General features: G+C 48.0%; 16 protein-coding genes. 13 read left to right on the forward strand and 3 right to left on the reverse strand.

Annotated features, from left to right (window positions below; all coding sequences use genetic code 11):
• The first annotated feature begins 25 nt into the window (after positions 1–25).
• The 5 genes from HMPREF3027_RS06420 to HMPREF3027_RS06440 are packed head-to-tail and all read left to right on the forward strand — an operon-like array spanning position 26 to position 5,263.
• The gene (locus HMPREF3027_RS06420) at positions 26–1,240 is read left to right on the forward strand and encodes a DUF4876 domain-containing protein (protein ID WP_018028535.1); all 1,215 of its coding nucleotides are present in this window, start codon (positions 26–28) and stop codon (positions 1,238–1,240) included.
• 37 nt (positions 1,241–1,277) lie between these two features.
• A complete protein-coding gene (locus HMPREF3027_RS06425; RefSeq protein ID WP_018028536.1) occupies positions 1,278–2,522 on the forward strand; it encodes a DUF4876 domain-containing protein in 1,245 nt (414 codons plus the stop codon).
• Entirely contained in the window at positions 2,519–3,421 is a 903-nt protein-coding gene (locus HMPREF3027_RS06430; RefSeq protein ID WP_018028537.1) for an ABC transporter ATP-binding protein, read from the forward strand. Before HMPREF3027_RS06425 ends, HMPREF3027_RS06430 begins: the two co-directional genes overlap by 4 nt.
• A 3-nt stretch (positions 3,422–3,424) precedes the next feature.
• The gene (locus HMPREF3027_RS06435; protein ID WP_018028538.1) at positions 3,425–4,093 is read left to right on the forward strand and encodes a hypothetical protein; all 669 of its coding nucleotides are present in this window, start codon (positions 3,425–3,427) and stop codon (positions 4,091–4,093) included.
• Positions 4,094–4,102: 9 nt separating this feature from the next.
• Positions 4,103–5,263: a DUF4857 domain-containing protein gene (locus HMPREF3027_RS06440; protein ID WP_070707701.1), complete on the forward strand. Its 1,161-nt coding sequence runs from the start codon at positions 4,103–4,105 to the stop codon at positions 5,261–5,263.
• Positions 5,264–5,810: 547 nt separating this feature from the next.
• Here the strand turns inward: HMPREF3027_RS06440 and HMPREF3027_RS06445 are convergent.
• Entirely contained in the window at positions 5,811–6,725 is a 915-nt protein-coding gene (locus HMPREF3027_RS06445) for a dihydroorotate dehydrogenase (RefSeq protein ID WP_070707702.1), read from the reverse strand.
• 12 nt (positions 6,726–6,737) lie between these two features.
• A complete protein-coding gene (locus HMPREF3027_RS06450; protein ID WP_018028541.1) occupies positions 6,738–7,517 on the reverse strand; it encodes a dihydroorotate dehydrogenase electron transfer subunit in 780 nt (259 codons plus the stop codon).
• Between the two features lie 113 nt (positions 7,518–7,630).
• Between HMPREF3027_RS06450 and HMPREF3027_RS06455 the strand changes: the two genes are divergently transcribed.
• The 4 genes from HMPREF3027_RS06455 (at position 7,631) to HMPREF3027_RS06470 (ending at position 12,442) form a co-directional block, all read left to right on the forward strand.
• Positions 7,631–8,443: a J domain-containing protein gene (locus HMPREF3027_RS06455; RefSeq protein WP_070707703.1), complete on the forward strand. Its 813-nt coding sequence runs from the start codon at positions 7,631–7,633 to the stop codon at positions 8,441–8,443.
• Positions 8,444–8,445: 2 nt separating this feature from the next.
• On the forward strand, positions 8,446–8,841 hold the full coding sequence (locus HMPREF3027_RS06460) for an HIRAN domain-containing protein (RefSeq protein WP_070707704.1): 396 nt from the start codon (positions 8,446–8,448) through the stop codon (positions 8,839–8,841).
• A 173-nt stretch (positions 8,842–9,014) separates the two neighbouring features.
• Complete coding sequence (locus HMPREF3027_RS06465; protein ID WP_168165880.1) at positions 9,015–9,881, forward strand: GLPGLI family protein; 867 nt, start codon at positions 9,015–9,017, stop codon at positions 9,879–9,881.
• A gap of 11 nt (positions 9,882–9,892) precedes the next feature.
• On the forward strand, positions 9,893–12,442 hold the full coding sequence (locus HMPREF3027_RS06470) for a TonB-dependent receptor (RefSeq protein ID WP_070707706.1): 2,550 nt from the start codon (positions 9,893–9,895) through the stop codon (positions 12,440–12,442).
• A gap of 89 nt (positions 12,443–12,531) precedes the next feature.
• Here the strand turns inward: HMPREF3027_RS06470 and HMPREF3027_RS06475 are convergent, their stop codons facing one another.
• Entirely contained in the window at positions 12,532–13,842 is a 1,311-nt protein-coding gene (locus HMPREF3027_RS06475; protein WP_141756241.1) for an L-cysteine desulfidase family protein, read from the reverse strand.
• A 143-nt stretch (positions 13,843–13,985) separates the two neighbouring features.
• Here HMPREF3027_RS06475 and HMPREF3027_RS06480 point away from each other — a divergent pair, with 143 nt between their 5' ends.
• The 4 genes from HMPREF3027_RS06480 to HMPREF3027_RS06495 all read left to right on the forward strand — a co-directional run bounded on the left by HMPREF3027_RS06480 (position 13,986) and on the right by HMPREF3027_RS06495 (position 18,240).
• Positions 13,986–15,155 (forward strand): AIR synthase related protein, encoded by a 1,170-nt coding sequence (locus HMPREF3027_RS06480; protein WP_070707708.1) that lies wholly within the window; start codon positions 13,986–13,988, stop codon positions 15,153–15,155.
• Between the two features lie 6 nt (positions 15,156–15,161).
• Positions 15,162–16,250 (forward strand): peptide chain release factor 1, encoded by a 1,089-nt coding sequence (gene prfA / locus HMPREF3027_RS06485; RefSeq protein WP_070707709.1) that lies wholly within the window; start codon positions 15,162–15,164, stop codon positions 16,248–16,250.
• Positions 16,251–16,300: 50 nt separating this feature from the next.
• The gene (locus HMPREF3027_RS06490; RefSeq protein WP_070707710.1) at positions 16,301–17,383 is read left to right on the forward strand and encodes a PepSY-associated TM helix domain-containing protein; all 1,083 of its coding nucleotides are present in this window, start codon (positions 16,301–16,303) and stop codon (positions 17,381–17,383) included.
• A 197-nt stretch (positions 17,384–17,580) separates the two neighbouring features.
• Positions 17,581–18,240 (forward strand): porin family protein, encoded by a 660-nt coding sequence (locus HMPREF3027_RS06495; protein WP_070707711.1) that lies wholly within the window; start codon positions 17,581–17,583, stop codon positions 18,238–18,240.
• Positions 18,241–18,991 lie beyond the last annotated feature (751 nt).

Consider the following 18,991-nt stretch of genomic DNA (forward strand, 5'->3'; position numbering starts at 1 on the left):
GTTTTAATTTTTAATAGATAGATATATGAAGAAGTTATTTTTACTATTCGGGTTATGTGTGACGTTGCTCCTACTCTGGAGCTGTGAGAGCGACCTTCCAGAGGTACCGAAGGATGCCGAAGTTACCTTTCAGTTAAAGGCACCATTGGGTGTTGAAGGTAGCATTACAGAAGCTACAGGCGAGCTCACCTCCAGAAGCGATGGTAAGGTGTTGCCTATTTCTTTTAAGGAGGGTAAGGCGGTGCTTCACTTGGTGCAGGGAGAAGCCTATGCTATGAAGGTGATGTGTCGCTTCGAGTGCAAAGGTGCTTTAGCAGAGTTAGAGTACAAAGAGGACTTTGTAGTTGAGGCAAAGGCAAAATCCGACCGCACTTGCCAATTGATGTGGGAGATGCCTAAGGAGAGCTTCGTTATCAGCGAGATATTCTTTGCTGGAAGTCGAAATAGCAAGGGCGAGCAGTACGATGAGGATAAGTACATCAAGATTACCAACAATAGTCCCGTAACGAGATATCTTGATGGACTAGCTCTAGTAAAGTCGCTCTGGCAGTCGGATGATAAGGTAGAAGCAAAGCCCGATGTGAGGGCAACACACTTCGTAACCGACTTAGTGATGCAGTTCCCCGGCAGTGGAAAAGAGTATGCGGTGAAACCTTATGAGAGTGTTATCTTGTGCCACTCTGCCATTGACCATACAAAGGAGAATCCAAATTCAATAGACCTATCCAACGCCAACTTCGAGTGGATGAGTGATAAGGGCTATATTGATTCTGAGACCCCCGACAATCCTAAGGTACCCAATATGAAACTTGTGTTCATCAGCGACCCTTATGGCGATGGAACTGAGAATTGGTCCATGAGTACCAATGGCCAGCACAGTTATGCCATTGTTGACCTACAAGGCAAATCGGTTCAGGACCTCGTGAAAGAGTGCACTTACGCTTACAAAGAGCTAATGATATATGAAGGAATGGACCCAATGGAGTTACCTGGGCAACCTGCTTTGAAGTTGCCAAATGAGTGGGTACTAGATGCTGTGAACCTCAGTATGACTAATGAGAAACAGTGGTTGCCTATATCAGAGAAACTGGATGCCGGCTATGCTAAGGTGGCAGATGAGCTGAATGATGATGCACGTTACGGTAAAAAGGTGGTGCGGAAGAGCCTATCGGATGGGTCTAAGGTACTAAAGGATACAAATAACTCTACCGAAGACTTTGTAGCAAAGGAACTGAAGTAAGTAGAGACTAACAATTAATTAATTTATTAAGAAGTATATGAAAGCAGTGAAGTATCTATGGGGGTTTGTAGCCCTTTTGGCTTTCGGACTAGTCAGCTGTGAGCCAAAAAATGAGAAAGAGGTAGCAGTGGAGCGTGAATGTAGCTTCGTTTTGAAAGCACCTCTAGGTGTGAATGCAGGAGTGTACAGCGACCTTAAAATCTCCTTCAAAAGCAATAAAGATGGCCAAACCTCTGAGCTAATCTCTAAGGAACCGACCTTCAAGAAGGTGCTTTTGGAGGGCGTATATGAGGTCTCTGTTGAGGCTACTTTGGCGTATCAGTCGGAGAAGCTAGGTAGAGTCTCTACTCCTATCTCTATAAAAGAGCAGGTGACGGTGACTAAGGAGCGTACCACCTTCGAGCTCACCCCACAGTATGTAGAGAATAGCAATGCAGGCTTTGTGATTGAGGAGCTTTTCTTTAGCCCTACCATTGATCCTGAGACTGGAAAGACCTTTAAGTACTCTGAGCAGTACATAAAGATTACCAATAATTCAGACGTCACTCTCTTTGCCGATAGTTTGGCGATTGTGCAGTCGGAAGATTTGTGCAATATGAAGCGAGAATATGTCGATAGTCCGCTGGATAAGGCTCTTACGGTCAGTTTTGTCTCCATGATTCCTGGTGATGGCAAGAGCCATCCAGTGAAGCCAGGTGCATCACTGATTATCGCCAATGATGCCAAAGACCACTCAAAGGTTTTCAAGGGGGCGACAGACCTTTCGCACGCCGACTTTGAGATCTACGACCTCTCTGAAAATCCTAGGTTTCAAGATGTGGATAATCCTGAGGTGCCCAACCTGATCTCTTACTATAAGTCTTCACTTACCCTCTCCTCTTTCCACCAGCGTGGCGTCACTACGATTGCTCTAGTGCGTATGCCGGTAGATCGTGAGACATTCATCAAGGATTACTTGTGGGATGGTAAGTATATTTTTAAGTTTAAGGACTTTGTGAAGGAGATGTCACTTAAAACCTATAAGATACCTCACGAGTGGATGGTTGATGTGGTATTCCTCGGTATCGAAGATGCTATTGAGTGGCGATTTATTCCCGATGTCCTAGATGCTGGTTACACTGGTTGGTGCAAGAGCTTTAATGATAAGACTGGCCAAGGAACCGCAGTGATCCGTAAGGTGGCTCGGGAAGCCAATGGTAGAAAGTATCTGATGGATACTAATAACTCTACCAACGACTTCAATAACCGTGTACAACCTTCGCTAAAAGCAACAAAGCAATGATCGGAACTGACTCCTCGGCCATCATTGAGTGTCGAGGATTAACTCATTACTATGGTAAGCGCCTCATTTATGAGGGGCTTACCTTTGATGTGCCTAGAGGGCGTATCTTGGGGCTCTTGGGCAAGAATGGTACGGGCAAGACTACCACCATCAATATCCTAGCTGGCTATCTGAAGCCTCGAAGCGGGGTGTGTAAGATGCTGGGCTATGATATTCAGTCAATGCCCCCTGAGGTAAAGGCCAACATTGCTCTTCTGATTGAGGGACATGTGCAGTATAGCTTTATGACTGTGGAGGAGATTGAGCGCTTCTATGCTCGCTTTTATCCTCGTTGGAAGCGAGATATCTACTACGACCTAGTCAGTCTGCTTAAAATTGCCCCTCATCAGCGGATCAGTCGTATGTCGTGTGGACAGCGGTCGCAAGTGGCACTAGGGCTGATTTTGGCTCAAGATGCCGACCTCTTGGTGCTGGATGACTTTTCGTTGGGCCTCGACCCTGGTTATCGCCGGCTTTTCATCGACTACTTAAAGGAATTTACCAAGGGACGTGATAAGACCGTCTTCCTTACTTCTCACATCATTCAGGATATGGAGCGACTGATCGATGACTGCATTATCCTAGATTATGGTAAGATCCTTTTGCAGATGCCTGTGGCGGAGCTGATGGATTCTTTCCATAGGTATTTAGTAAAGCTAGGGGCGGAGAGTATAGAGCTACCAGATGATCCGAAGCTGTGGCACCCCACAGTGATAGGGCAGCAGGCAGAGCTACATAGCTTTGAGGGGATAAAGTATATTCGAGAGTATCTTGCCAAACACCAATTGCCATATAGTGAGCTAGTGGAGGAGCGGATGTCTCTGGAGGATGTGTTTATAGGTTTGACCGGAAAGTATTGAGGTATGATAGACGGATTGGTATATAAGGAGTGGATCAAGACAAGGTGGGCGGTGCTACTACTCACCCTCTTAGGGCTAGGAGTAACGGGGTATGCCTTGCTCTCGCTAGGTAGGATCGTAGCTGTGCGTGGGGTGGCTCATCTTTGGGAAGTGCTCCTCTCAAAGGATGTCCTTTTGCTAGATGCCCTCAAGTATCAGCCTATATTGTGTGGCTTGGTGCTAGCGGTAGTGCAGTGGGCTCCTGAAATGGTGCAAAAGCGATTGAAGCTCACCCTTCATCTCCCAATACCGCTTGGGAGGATTACCTTCGTGATGCTCTCGTATGGAGCAGTGGTGCTGGGCTTACTTTTCCTCGTACAGATGCTGATCCTATGGGGCGACCTCTCTCGGATCTTGGCTCCAGAGTTAGTGACCCATTTGCTGGTTAGTGTCGCCCCTTGGTTCTTGGCAGGATGGGCAATGTATGGCGTAGCTACTTGGGTAGTAGTGGAGCCTACGTGGCGCGGGCGGTTGTTACGCATGCTAGTGAGCTACGGGGTGGTATCGCTCTACTTCGTGGCAGAGACCCCTCGAGCTTATCAAGATCTATTGTGGGTGGTGGGGCTTTGGTCTCTTCTACTTTGCTACGTGGCTATTTTATCTATTTATCGCTTTAAGGAGGGTGTGCAGTAATCTAGGCTTATGAAAATCTTTTTCAAACTATTGATGGGCGTAGTATCGGCACTGATGCTGATTTGGGGGATTACTTCGTTGGCTGCTTTAATGCAAAGAGGTGGCGACTATGTGCCTTTTACCCTCTATAGTGAGGTGGTGGGCGAATTTGTATCGCTGGATAATAGTGGTGAGAATGGAAGTCGCTACTATGACTATGCGGGGCGGGAATACACTGAGAGTGAGTTTGATAGTGTATTGCCATCATTTTATTTCCGCCAGTTGGTGATGGATGGACGTTTGCCCGATAGTATCAATGGTGTGGCGGTCTCACCGAGTATGCTAGAGGAGCAGAGCTTTATCTTTATATCGCATCCCTCCTCTATCAATTGCCACATTACACCCCTCTATTTCTTATTAGAGTCAATGTCCAAGCGGGTCTATCTCGAGATGCCGAGCGATGTCTTTCGATTAGGGAAAAAGGGCATCGAATTTATTGATATGAGTCGTAATGAGGTGGATAGGGCAAAGTCGGAGCTGTTTCAGAAGGCGTTTGAAGCTAGAGGAGTGACCTTCCCGATCGCTCTAGTGGCGGGCGATGCTACCACTAAGAAACCGTACGACCATGGGTATCTTTTGCTTGATGCCAAGGGGAGGCTCTTTAATCTGAGACAAGCGGTGGGGCGTCCCTATCTAAAAGAGATCGCACTACCCAGTGGTGTGGAGCCCCAGCAGCTTTTTGTGACTGAGTACCCAAGTCGTGCCTTCCTGGGTTTCTTGGCCGATAAAGAGGGCCAGTTTTATGCCATTACACTCCCAGATTATCGACTGGTAAAGGCGGAGTTGCCTCCTTTGGACTTGTCACGGGATAAGCTGACGATATTTGGCAATCCCTTTTACTGGACGGTGATTAGGAGCCGCGATGGCGAAGCACTATATACCGCTTTAGAGGCGGGGTCGCTTCGGCGGATGAAGGAGCTCCGTTTTGAGTCTTCGGAAGAGAGCTCTATTGCGAAGTATCTAGTGCCTTTCCAGCTCTCCTTTACCTCTCCACTACATGGCTACTTCCGTCCCGAGGTGCACCACTTTTCGTGGATAGGGCTCTTGGTGTGGTTGGTCGTCGGAGGTGTGTGGGTGTCGGCCTTACGTGCTAGGCAGTGGCGATCAAGTAGCTCCAAGCCACTGAAGTAGAGAAGCTTGGCTTCTTAATGCTATTGCTAGTGTAGCTAATATAGAGAAGGGTCGTTGAGGTGCAGATACGCACTTCAATGACCCTTCTCAATATCTGTGTCAATCAATGCTTTCCAAGAGACTGTTGCACGAAGGCGATCTGCGGCGTTGCTTTCTGAATTCGGCCTAGGTCACGTACGTGAGTACGCTCCCTTCACCCAGGTGGGGCCTTGGTGCCCTACGGCACCTTGCCCTCATCCTCAGGCCTTGCATCTCATCCTTCGTGCAAAGTCTCAGCACATTTGAAGCAAATGTGCGAGAATGGCACTTCGTGCAAACATTCTCCTCTAAAACTGACTGCCTAGTAGAGCAAAAGTGGAGATGCAACTAAGCAATCGGCGAGTTGCATCTCGCCGATTGCTTAGTTGCATCTCAATTAATGGCTTTTTATGGGGTTGTGTATCAGTGGGTTACAAAGGCACTTTTTCGCCCCTGAAATATTGTGTTTATCTGTGCGTCATTATCGGACTTGCCGGACAACCAGATACATTGATTTGCTACGAGAAAGCTAGATCTCTAGGGCGCCGATGAGCTCTTGGATATCGGTGATGTTGTGCCGCTCCATATAGGCTTGCAGCCCCTCGATCATTTTGAGAGGTGAGAGGGGATCCACGAAGTTGTAGGTGCCTACTTGGATGGCGGTGGCGCCTGCGAGGAGAAATTCTATCACGTCGGTAGCGTTGGTGATGCCTCCGATGCCGATCACTGGAATCTGAACCGCCTTTGCCACTTGCCATACCATACGGAGAGCAATCGGTTTGATAGCTGGTCCTGAGAGACCGCCGGTAACGGTGGAGAGGATGGGGCGACGTCGCTCGGCATCCACTGCCATACCGAGGAAGGTATTGACGAGGGAGAGGGCGTCGGCACCGTGTTGTTCGGCGATAGTCGCCATCTTGGCAATGTCGGTGACGTTGGGCGAGAGCTTCACTATAAGCGTGTGGTGGTAGACTTTGCGTATCTCCGAGACAATCTCGGCGATGCCTTTTTCGGAAACTCCGAAGGCCATACCGCCATTCTTTACGTTGGGGCAAGAGATATTGAGCTCCATAGCGTGGATGCCTGGGAGGTCGTTCATTGCCGAGGCAACAGCGATGTAATCGTCGATGGTAGAGCCATTAACGTTGGGAATGATCTCGGTGCCTAGTTGGATCGCTTCCGGATAGATGTGGTCGATGTAGTGCTGTAGCCCTAGGTTTTGGAGTCCTACCGCATTGAGCATGCCCGAGGGGGTCTCAGCCATCCGCTGTGGGGCATTGCCTTCTCTTGGCTCTAGGGTGGTGCCTTTGGTGAAGATGGCTCCTAGCTTCCCCACGTCATATATCTTATCCATCAGTAGCCCGTCCCCAAAGGTTCCCGAAGCTGTAGTGATGGGATTTTTAAGTTGTAGCTCCCCGATCTGTACCTCTAAATTCCTTTTCATACCTGCTCTATTTTATTCCCAAAGTAATTGTGATGTGTTGAAAACGGGGCCGTCGTGGCAGACGGTTTTGTGTCCCTTTGCAGTCGGTTCCACACAGCAGAGGCATACGCCGATACCGCATGCCATCCTATTCTCGAGTGAAGCTTGTGCTGGGAGCCCTTGTTGCTTTGCCCAATGGGCAACGGCTTTCATCATGGGGGTAGGTCCACACATATATATATGAGTGAAGTGACCTTCACGGAGAATAGGGTGGTCGGTCACGAATCCTTGGCTACCGAGAGAGCCATCTTCGGTGGAGAGGTGGAGGGTGCCTAGCTCCTCAAAGTGGTGGAGGTTGGAGAAGTGGGCTTGGCTTCTAGCTCCGAGAAGAAAGCTGGGGGCGATGCCCTGTTGCTTCATCGCCTTGCCAAGAGCATACATAGGGGCTACACCTACGCCTCCGCCCACTAGAAGGGGTTGGCTTTCAGCGGGGGGTAGCTCAAAGCTATTACCAAGTGGCAAGAGGATCTGGTACTCTGCTCCGATGGGTGCCTGCATCAGTAGCCGGGTGGCTCTACCAGCGGACTGTATGAGTAGGCTCAGCACTCGCTCTGTGCTATCGTAGATAGAGATGGGGCGACGGAGAAGTAGCCCATCGGGTGCTTTTACCCAAACTTGCACAAACTGTCCTGGTGCGAAGTGGGGTAGCTTTACTCCCGCTTCTACTGGTGTGAAGTGTCCTAGAAAGAGGCGGTCGGAGTACTCTTCCCGCTCTACTAGTTTCATTTTTAAGTCCAATATCTCTTTGCTCATACGGTATCTCTTTTTGAGGAAATAGTTCTCTTTCTGTGCAAAAGTAGCTATAAATTCCTATACCAGCGGAATGTTGCTATATTTACAAAAGATATTATTGGACTTATAAACCTATGACAACGATAGATTGGTCACCTCGTGAGCGTGCATTGCGGGAGGAGTACAAGCTCCTTTCGCTAGAGTTTTCGCAACTCTATACGGAGCATCAGGACCTGATTAATACGGTGGGTCCTCGGCTTTCGGCGGAGTATCTGCAAGCGGTGGGGGAGTTGCAGTACGAGGTGCTGCAGCTCCAGCTGGAGATAAAGCTACTCTCGATGCGGGAAAGCTTGCTCCGCCAGTATGTGAATAGAGACGAGACGCCCGATGTGGAGCGTGTGAATAAGGAGCTGGAGAGGGTACGGGAGGAGTATAATGCAACGCTGAGGCAGGAGAGTGAGAAGCTCTTTTATGCCAAGGAGTATCTCAAGTCACCTGAGCTTTCGCCCGACGAGAGTAAGGAGATACGCAGGCTCTACCAGACCATAGTGAAGTTGGTACACCCTGACCTTCATCCAGAGGCAACGGAGGAGATGATCGAGATATTTCGCAGGGCAACGCAACTCTATAAGGAGGGGGATCTTGATGGCATTCGGGACCTCTATAATGTGGTGCTCTTTAAGCACCCCACGGAGGGGATAGATGTGACCAATGGGATAGAGTACGAGATAGAACAGCTGAAGGGGCGGATTGCTAAGATAAAGGCAAAGATTGAGGAGCTTTGGCAGACGTTCCCTTATACCTTTGCTAAGGAGCTAGCGGACCCTCAGTGGGTGGAGCAAAGACAAAGGGACTTGGCGGAGACGATCCGGCAATTGGAGGAGCGTAAGGCGAAGATGCAGGAGATCATTACGCTCTTGGAGGAGTATGAATCACAAGGTTTTTGATTATGGCAGAGCAAGGCGGTATCACACCACTTAATGATAAGCTTCTTGCCCTGATTGGCACAGGGGGTATCAATAGTTTGGGGCTTCCAAAGCGGGAGATCTTTTTACTAGATATCATCGTGGCGGGCACTACGCATGTGGATAATATCCATGAGCTGAAGGCACAGATCGTTCCTGGCACGCTGCTAAAGATGGTGCGGAGACCCAAGAATATCTACGATGAAAAAGCGATTGCTCTCTTTATGGGTGCCGACCAGATTGGGTTTGTGCCTCGGACGCTCAACCTTATCATTTCCCGTCTGATGGATGCGGGCAAGGAGTTTTATGCCAAGGTGACGGAGGTGATGGAGCGGGGTGAGTGGGTGCGTATCGAGGCTAAGATCTATATGGTGGAGTAGAGCCAAGAAAAAGCCCCCTCCTCAAAGAAAAACTACACCTTACTGAATTATGGACAAGGCAGGTTCAATAATCTTTGTATGTTTGTAGCGTCACCTCACTTTTTAAGTGGGTGAAAATGTTGCTTGAGCGGTGGATTGTTATTTGGTTTTACATTTATAATTGTGGTAACTATATGAAAGTACTTAAGTCTGTTTTTCTTGTGTCTGTTGCACTTCTTCTCTCAGTTGAGTGGTTGTCAGCACAAACTATCGACGCCCCTTGGCTTACGGAGAAGAAATTGGAAGCCACCCCAAAGACCCTATTTGACAAGAGTCATCTACGGGTCTATTATCAGCTTTTTTACCGGCCTAATCACGAGGTTAAGGATGTGAAGAAGGAGGCGCTTACTATTCTTTTGGTGGGCGATAAAGCATTGATGTACGAAGACTACAACGTTTTGAGATGCGATTCACTTGAGAGAGCGTATGTGGAGGAGGGGAAAACTGCGGGGGAGGATATGGGAGTAGCACTTAAACTCAAAACTTCAGTGAAAGATAAGGTGATTACATTGCTCGACCAAAATAAAATCATCTATGCACTGAACTCCATTGCCTTTAACGATTACTACTATGAGGAAGAGATCCCTACTTTCGACTGGCAACTATCGGATGATCAGAAAACTATCTCGGGCTTGGACTGTCGGAAAGCGACTATGCACTTCAGAGGAAGAGATTACGTGGCGTGGTATAGTACTGAGGTCGCTCTTCCCTACGGTCCTTACAAGTTTGGAGGGCTTCCAGGAATTATCGTAGAGATTTACGATACGGAGATGGACTACCAATTTACGCTCGTCCAGATGCAACAAGGTAACTTGGGGGATCAGATTGGGTTTAATTTTGACAATAATAGGTTGATGAAAACCTCTCGTACTAATGCGATGAGGGCATTGGAAAACTACCGCAAAGACCCAGGAAGGATGATATCTCAGAAAGCGAGAAGAAGAGATGGAAAACCGCTTGAGGCTAAGGCTATTCCACATAATCCTATCGAACTGAAGTAACTGACCTATCCATGACGAAGCGACTACTCCTCTCGCTCCTCTGTTTTATCCCTTCTTTGCTTTTTGCACAAAGTGCAAAACTGAAGGTGGAGGTATCAGATGTGGCTAGCCATAGCCCTATAGGGTCTGCTGTGCTCACCTATTTTGACCCTTCTGGTCATCAGCTCGGGTACGTGCTCACCAATAGTTCTGGAGTGGCTTATCTGCCCACTACCGATCAACTCCACAAAGTACGCATCAAGAAGATGGGCTATCACGAGAAGGAGATAGAGCTATCGGGAAACCAAAAAGAGGTGATTCAGGTAGCTTTGAAGGAAAAGGGGGAGTTGCTTCCAGAGTTTGTCTATACCATTCCTGCAATTCAGCGTAAGAACGATACTATTGTGTACAATGCAGGTTCGTTTATTACACCCAAAGATACTTATCTCCGTGACTTATTGGAGAAGTTGCCTGGGGTACGAATTAATGAAATCGGAAAGGTCTATTACCAAGGAGAGCCCATCAAACGTTTTTATATTGAGGGGAAGGACCTGCTCGGGAGTCAGTATTCACTTGCAACGGAGAACCTATCAGTTGAGTCTGTTTCTAAAGTAGAGATCCTAGAGCAGTATCAGGATGTCAAACTACTTCAAGGTATTGTGCCTGAGTCCAAGAGCTCTATGAATATCGTGCTGAAAGAGAGTTACAAGGCGAGGTACTTTGGCTACATAGAGGGTGGTATAGGGTATGAGCCCCTTCTCTACGAAAGCAAAGCCAATGCTACTAAGGTGAGTAAGTCTCCCCTGCAGTATTATATCCTCGGCGCTGCAGATAATCATAGGGCTGAAAGTGTCAACACGCCTCTCAGCATCAATGTATCTGAACTCAATAGTCTTGCCCCACAAAATGGCGTTCGATCCTCTACTGGTATTGGTGGTAAACCGATTGATGCCAAATACTATATTCGAAATAGGAGTTGGCAACTCTCAACCAATGGGCTCTTGAGTTTTTCGGAAGAGGATCAACTAAGGCTTAACTTGACTGGTGGGCACGACTGGTTGGGGCAAGAGGAAGAGGAGACGGAGCTTTATAAAGAGCTTAATCAAAGCATCAGTGAGCGGAGAATTAACGAGAGTGGACTGACGAGATTTTGCCCTACACTTGCCTTTGAGCTTAATAGCCGTAATAAGTATGTCAGTGATAAGCTGGTGGCGGACATGGGGTGGAGCGAGCGATTTAATCATATATATGGAAGCAAGAGAGAGCTCACCTACCGACCCCGGCACAATTATTGGTGGCTTCAGAATAACCTCGAAACCACACTTCCACTTAAGGAGGATCGTAGTCTACTAGGCAGAGTCTACAGTAAAATTCTATATGGAGCGTCGAGCAATCACTTAGGGATTGAGGGGTGGGACAATCCACTTTTCCAAAACGAATGGCAGGCAAAGCATGGGTTTGAAACCCATATTGGTTTGCCAAAGTCTATGACGCTTTCCATATCCATTGACGACCATCTTTTCATCAGGAAGTATGAGGTGGATAGGGTGGAGAATGAGTTGGTACACAATGAATTGGAGTTGAACCCTCGATGGGCTATCCCTTTCATGCAGAAACGAGGACGACTTACCTTGGGTGCAGCGCTGACACATACTACTCAGAGGATTGCTGACCAGACTGCATACCTTTGGGATTTATCTCCAAACTTGAGCGCCCGTTACAAGAGTAGGGAGGGCTGGGAATACATCTTAAGCAGTAGCTACAAACACTATCTACCAAGGGCTAATAGCTACTTCCCTTCGACCTATAGACTAAGCCACAGGTCGCAAGCAACAGACTACCTAGAGAGTTATAAGATGAAGCAATGGAATCTGATGGCTCAATTAAACTACAGCAACCTATTCAGCTACTTCTTTGGTTCTGCAATCCTAAGGTACATAGACACTAGAAGTCCCTTGGTAAGAGATATTTCGCTCTCCCCTGATGGCTTTACCAGCCTCACCTCTCTCAGGTATGAGGGGCACTCACAAGGGGTAACTGGCGAGATCAAAGCTGATAAATCTTTTACTGACCAAGGCGTCAATATCGTATTGGATGGTCTTTACAACTTTACTTCTACCCCGTCATCGCTCAATAGGACTATCGCGCAAGGGTATTTCCATAACTACTGGGCACATCTGAGCGTGATTTATAAAGGTATTGACTGGCTTGTCGTTTCCTGGAAGAGTTCTTATCAACAGGTGCGATCTCAAAGAGGCTCCAGCAACCCTTGGCATACTAGTGCACAGGTTGGCTCTGACTTATCACTTCAATTTGCATTGTCTCCGAATCTAAATCTAGAGTGCAGCTATGAGTGGAGGCATTTTACTAAGGAGGAAAATAGCTCTCAGCCTGATTTCCACCTCCTAAGTGGCTCTATGGATTGGAAGGTTTCAAAAAGATTAAGGCTATCACTCCAATGCAATAATCTACTGGATAGCTATGATTACGTCACAAGGATTGATTCGCCGATTTCTCAGCAAATATCTCTACTTAAACTAAGACCTCGGAGTATCTTTGCAAAAGCGAGTTGGTCCTACTGATAGGGGTAAAAAGCAACAAGAGCTTAGTTTGTAAAAAAAAGCCCCTCCTCTCTTTGGAGAAGGGGGCTTACTTAATTGCTTGGGAGGGGTTATTTCCCTTTGTGGGTCATGATGTGGAGTACCTCTTTATCGGTTTCGGTCATGGCATCACGGCCGATGGAGGTGAGGTTGTCGATGCTTTTGTCGATGTCATCATCTACTACCCCTTCGTTGCTGGTGACCACTTTGTGTTCCATGGCGAGGAGGGAGGAGAGCATCGCTGAGCTGACGCCACTGGTCACTTTGAGACTGCAACTAGGTTTGGCTCCGTCGCAGATCATACCTGTGAGGTTCCCGACCATATTTTTCACGGCAAAGCCAATCTGCTCCTTAGTTCCACCCATCAAGTAGGTGATGCCACATGCACTGCCTGTGGAGGCAACTACACAGCCACAAAGGGCGGAGAGGCGACCTAGCTTCTGCTTGATGTAGATGACCATAAGGTTGCTGAGCATCAATGCACGAATCCTCTTTTCTTCACTCACGCCCTCTTCTTCAGCAAAGGTAAGCACTGGCATCGTGGCCGTAATCCCTTGATTGCCACTTCCCGAATTGCTCATCACGGTTACAGGAGCTCCATCCATTCGGGCATCACAGGCGGCACTGGTGCTAGCAAGGAGACGAGTGTAGGCGGTGTCTCCTAGGTATTTTAGCCCCAATTCTCCTTTGATCATACGACCTACGGAGTGACCATACTGACCCTTTAGTGAGTACTGGGATGCATGCTTATTGAGCCTTGCTGCCTCCTCTATAAATCGGATCTCCTCAAGTGGCATCTCTGTGGCAAATCGGTAGACTAGGTCGAATGTGAGCGGTACTTCTGGGCCATCGTAAGGCTGTGTGGTGCCCTCGTCCTCTTGACCTGAGTGGCTACCCTGTCCCTGCTGTGCTACACCATCGAGGGTGAGGCTCTTGAGGGCGGTATGATTCTTCTCGATAATAGCAATGGCGGTATGGCCTTCGCTATCCTCTAGGGTGGCTTCGATGTAGAGCTTATCTACCTCTCCATCTTTTAGGCGGATGGTGATGATGCCCGCCTCCATAAGTGCTTTGGCTTTGGCAAACTGCTCCTCCGAGAAGTGGTCTAGCACGGTGAGCTCTTTTTCGGGTGCTGCTATCACCGCTCCTAGTGCTATGGCGATAGGTAATCCTATCATACCAGTACCAGGAATGCCTACGCCCATAGCGTTTTTCAGAATGTTGGCACTTAGGTCGAGTGTGATAGACTTAATCTCTCCTGGTAGAATGGCTGAGGCGTGTGCCACAGTAAGTGCCACTGCCACGGGCTCGGTACACCCTGTTGCTGGGAGCACCTCTCGGTGTATCATCTTGATGATATTGAGCTGAAGATCTCTTTCCATAATAGTCTCTATAATAGTATTTGTGTGGTGTTTAGTTATCGTCGCATAAAGATACCTTCTTTACAACTATTTTGCAACCCCCTTCCACCCTTATCACTCTTTTTTTAGTAGCTTTGCATAGTATATATATATGAGATGAGATGATGAATAAAGAAATGTACCAGATGCGGGGTGTCTCTGCCGATAAGGAGGATGTACATGCCGCTATTAAGAATATCGATAAAGGGCTCTATCCACAAGCTTTTTGCAAGATTCTGCCCGACCTGTTGGGCGGTGACCCCAACTATTGTAGCTTGATGCACGCTGATGGGGCGGGGACTAAGAGTAGCCTTGCTTATGCCTATTGGCGTGAGACGGGTGATCTCTCTGTATGGAAAGGGATAGCACAAGATGCCTTGGTAATGAATCTTGATGACCTTCTCTGCGTGGGAGCGGTGGATAATATATTGGTTTCTAGCACTATCGGACGAAATAAGCGTCTGATCCCTGGCGAGGTAATCGCAGCCATTATCAATGGTACGGAGGAGCTCCTGGAGCAGCTTCGAGGGCTGGGTGTAGGTATTTACTCGACTGGTGGTGAGACTGCCGATGTGGGAGACTTGGTACGTACGATCATTGTGGATAGCACGGTGAGCTGTAGGATGAAGCGGTCGAATGTGATCGACAATGCCAATATCAAGGGCGGAGATGTGATCGTGGGTCTGGCTAGCTACGGCCAAGCAACCTATGAGGAGAGCTACAATGGAGGAATGGGAAGTAATGGGCTCACCTCTGCTCGGCATGATATATTTGGTAAGGAGGTGGCACGAAAATACCCTGAGAGCTTTGATGGGGCTCTCCCCGATGAGGTGGTCTATGTGGGCAAGCGTACGCTTACAGAGCCTGTGGAGGGTTTGGATATAGACTATGGTAAATTGGTGCTTTCGCCTACACGTACTTATGCACCTATTGTGGCCAAGATGCTTCAGGAGATGCGTGGGGCGATCCACGGTATGGTGCACTGTACCGGTGGGGCTCAGACCAAGGTGCTTCACTTTGTGCAAGGGAAGCGAGTGATCAAGGATCAGTGGCATCCGATCCCTCCACTCTTTGAGGTGATTGCTCGGGAGGGAAAGACGCCACCGAAGGAGATGTACAAAGTATTCAATATGGGTCATCGCCTGGAGGTTTACTTGCAAGAGTCGGAAGCTAATACTTTGATAAAGCTCTCTGAAAGCTTTGGTGTGCCTGCAAAGGTGATAGGTAGAGTGGAGGAAGCAGCACAAAATGAATTGATCCTTGATACCCCTCTAGGTCACTTTGAATACCACTAAGAGCGAATGGCTAAGAAATTTGATATACTAGCGAGAACAGAGGGGCTAAAGGAGCGCTTTGAGGAGGTTCAGCTCTTGATTACTGACCCAAGTGTGATCAGTGATCAGAAGCGGTTTATGCGCCTTAGCAAGGAGTATAAGGAGCTGGAGAACCTGACGAAGAAGAGCGACGAGTATCGGTTGCTTCTCGCTAATTTGGAGGAGGCTCAGACGATAGTTGCCGAGGAAAGTGATGATGAGCTACGGCACATGGCTGAGGATGAGATTGAGGCGATTCGGGAGCAGCTGCCAACGATGGAGGAGGAGATTAAGCTGCTACTAATTCCTAAGGATCCTGAGGACGATAAGGATGCAATAGTGGAGATACGTGGCGGTACGGGAGGAGACGAAGCAGCACTATTCGCGGGTGACCTCTACAAGATGTATGTGAAGTACTGCGAAAGCCAAGGCTGGAGGTGTAGTACCTCCTCATTTAGTGAGGGTACGTTGGGGGGATTTAAGGAGATTGTCTTCAAGGTGGAGGGAGATGGAGTCTATGGCAAGCTGAAGTATGAGTCGGGCGTGCATCGTGTGCAGCGGGTCCCTGCTACTGAGACGCAAGGGCGGGTGCATACCTCGGCGGCAACGGTAGCTGTATTGCCTCAGGCAGATGAATTTGATGTGGAGGTGAAGGAGTCGGATATCCGCGTAGATACTTTTTGCTCTTCAGGAGCAGGAGGGCAGTCAGTGAATACCACCTATTCGGCAGTTCGTCTCACGCATATCCCTACTGGCATTGTGGTACAGAGCCAAGATGAGCGGTCGCAGCTGAAAAATAAGGCTCGGGCGATGGAGGAGCTTCGGACACGTATATATAATATGGAGTATCAGAAGTATATCGATGAGATTGCCTCCAAGCGAAAGACTTTGGTAAGTACAGGCGACCGATCGGCAAAGATACGTACCTACAACTTCCCTCAGGGGCGAGTGACAGACCACCGTATCGGGCTAACGGTCTACCAGCTGAGTGATGTACTGGATGGAGATGTTCAGCAATTTATCGATGCTCTTACCGTGGCGGAGAATGCAGAGCGCCTAGCTTCTGCCGAGATGTAGCCTAGGCTGTTCCAAATAGAGCTATTAGTACCTTTACAATATTATCATTTATGAAACAATTCTTGCGAAAAGTGCACCTTTGGCTCTCGGTGCCATTTGGGGTTTTTATTACGTTGATCTGCCTAACGGGTGGTCTCTTGATTATAGAGAAAGACCTTATCCGTAGAGGTGACTCTTCGTTGGTTTATGTGGAGCCAGAGGGAGAGCCAATGGAGATGAGCCTGCTTTGCTCAAAGGTGCTAGAGACTCAGCCCGAAGGGGCTAAGATATCGGGAGTAACGATTTATCCCGACCCCAGTAAGTCTTATGAGGTGGCTATTGCACCGCCTTATCGTAAATTTGTCTTTATCGACCCTTATCGGGGCGAGGTGCTAGGGGCGTATGAGCGCTCCGCCTTTTTCACCACGGCCTCTCTCATTCACCGTCGGATGCTTGATGGCACAAAGGAAGCAGTAGTCGGTAAGCAGGTGGTAGGGGTTACTGTTTGGGCTTTTGTATTCATCTTGATCTCGGGTATTGTCTTGTGGTGGCCTAGTCGCTGGAGTAGGTTAGGACGCTCTCTGAAGATACGCTTTGGCCGTGGACGAAAGGTATTGTGGTACGACCTTCACGTGGTACTGGGCGTTTTCGCTACACTGATACTGCTGGGCTCCGCAGTGACGGGACTTATTTGGACTTACGATTGGTTTGAAAAGCCTATGTACAAGCTTTTTGGTGCCTCTCAGCCTTCTGAGAAGCCACCTCATGCCTCTATCCAAGAGATTGGAGAGGGGTATGTAGCGTGGGGTGTAGCGGTGAAGCAGATCCCATTGGAGAAGTATGCTTCTTTGAGAGTGCAGAAAGGAGTGGTGAAGGCATCACTCTCTGGGTGGGGCAATGCTAGAGCTACGGACGATTACCGCTTTGATCCCATAAGTGGGGAATTACTGGAGGTGACCAAGTATGCCGATAAGGAGAGGTATGAGAAAGTGAGTGGCTGGATCTCATCTGTTCATCTTGGAAGGTGGGGCGGTAGCTTTTCACGTCTGCTCACCTTTTTGGCAATGCTCATAGGAGCTTCGCTACCAATTACTGGCTATTATCTATGGTGGAAGCGGATTTATCGCCCTCGTAAGAAGCGTGAATTGTGCTAAGAAGGCTTAAATAGGGGGTTTTTAATCTATAAGTATTGTAATTGCTAGTTATCTCTCTTCAATCTGTGTTAAAAGAGCACGACTTGCTCTGTTTCTTTCCCAATTTATACCTACATTTGCTTTAGAATAGAAAGGGAATGGGCGTTAGAAATGCCCCTCTTAACTGTTTGTATTATAAACAACTTAGAAAATTGTAAATGATGAAGAAGATTATTTTAGCAGCTATTGCTAGTACAGTTTTTGCGATCGGTGCAATGGCACAGTATCGTCCAAGTGTGATTGTAAGTGCAGGATATCAAGGTGCCAACATTAGTGGCGTAAAAGATTCTAAGATCGCCTCTGGTGCTCGTGCAGGTGTGGCCCTAGACTTCGGTGTGTTGAATACCGGTGCTATGGAGCTAAGCATCCAGCCAGGTCTTAACTTCTCTATGAAGGGCTTCTCTTATGGTGATAAGGAGGATATCAAGAATTCACTTTACTATGTTGACCTACCTATCCTAGCTAACCTACGCTTTGGGGTAACCGAAGGTCTTAATGCTTTTGTTAACGCTGGTCCTTATCTAGCTTATGGTGTTGGTGGATCTGCAAAGGTTGGTGATAATAAGGACAAGACCAATCCATTTAAGGAGACTACTATTGCAGGAAAGTCAATCCGTGCATGCAATCCATTTGATTGGGGTCTTCAGGTAGGTGCTGGTCTAGAGTATCAGCGTGTAATGCTTTCTGTAGGTGCACAGTTTGGTATGTATGATGTTACCAAGAACTATACAGTTGATATTCCTGTTGTTGGTAAGAAAGAATTTGGTGACACCAACAAGAATAGTGCATTCTTCGTAACTGCTGGTTATCGCTTCTAATAAAAGAAGGTTCTTGTATAATGAGAGAGGTACACTCCTATGGGGTGTACCTCTCTTTTTACATACTTACATAGGAGCTATTATTCTGCAGGTATTAAGACTATAGGGACAGTCAAGACCCTATCCAACGGAGAACACGTGGGTTAAGGACCTCGGAGAGGTCCGTGTTACATAGGCACAGGTCGGAGGGGCAGAGCCCCAAACGACTGGGGGTAAGCAATGGCACACGTATATCCTCGACCCCTTGTGGGGCAGACATAGTCATGCGACCAATCACTTTTGTGCAACTGTCTCTCCAAGTGTTCGTTTCCTGCCAAATAATCTATTGCATCAACCTCATATTCCGTATGCGTGCGGAATGGATTCCGCAGGGCTACGGAATACGTTCCGCACGCATACGGAATATGTGGACGGTGTACCATAGTATTCCTGAAAGTGTAGACACTCCATCTCCTCTATTCCTGAAAATGTAGACACATTGAGAGTAAATGATGGATTCTAGATATGATTGTCCGACATCCCATGAGGGGAGGTAGTAGGGAGGGGGGCGTATCTCCCCTGGTCGTTCGGGCTACGCCCTCCGACCGAGGGGGCTGGGATCCTCTAAAATTGATGATATTCAGTGCGATTATTGATGACCTCCCTCAGGGGTTACGCATTAGGAAGGTCATGCCGTAGGGTATTCATAGGTGTGTCTAAAGGGAAGGACCCCGGCTGAGGGGTCGGACAACCCTATCTAGGTCTGACCCCT

Source organism: Porphyromonas sp. HMSC077F02 (assembly GCF_001815465.1).
Taxonomy (GTDB): domain Bacteria; phylum Bacteroidota; class Bacteroidia; order Bacteroidales; family Porphyromonadaceae; genus Porphyromonas_A; species Porphyromonas_A somerae.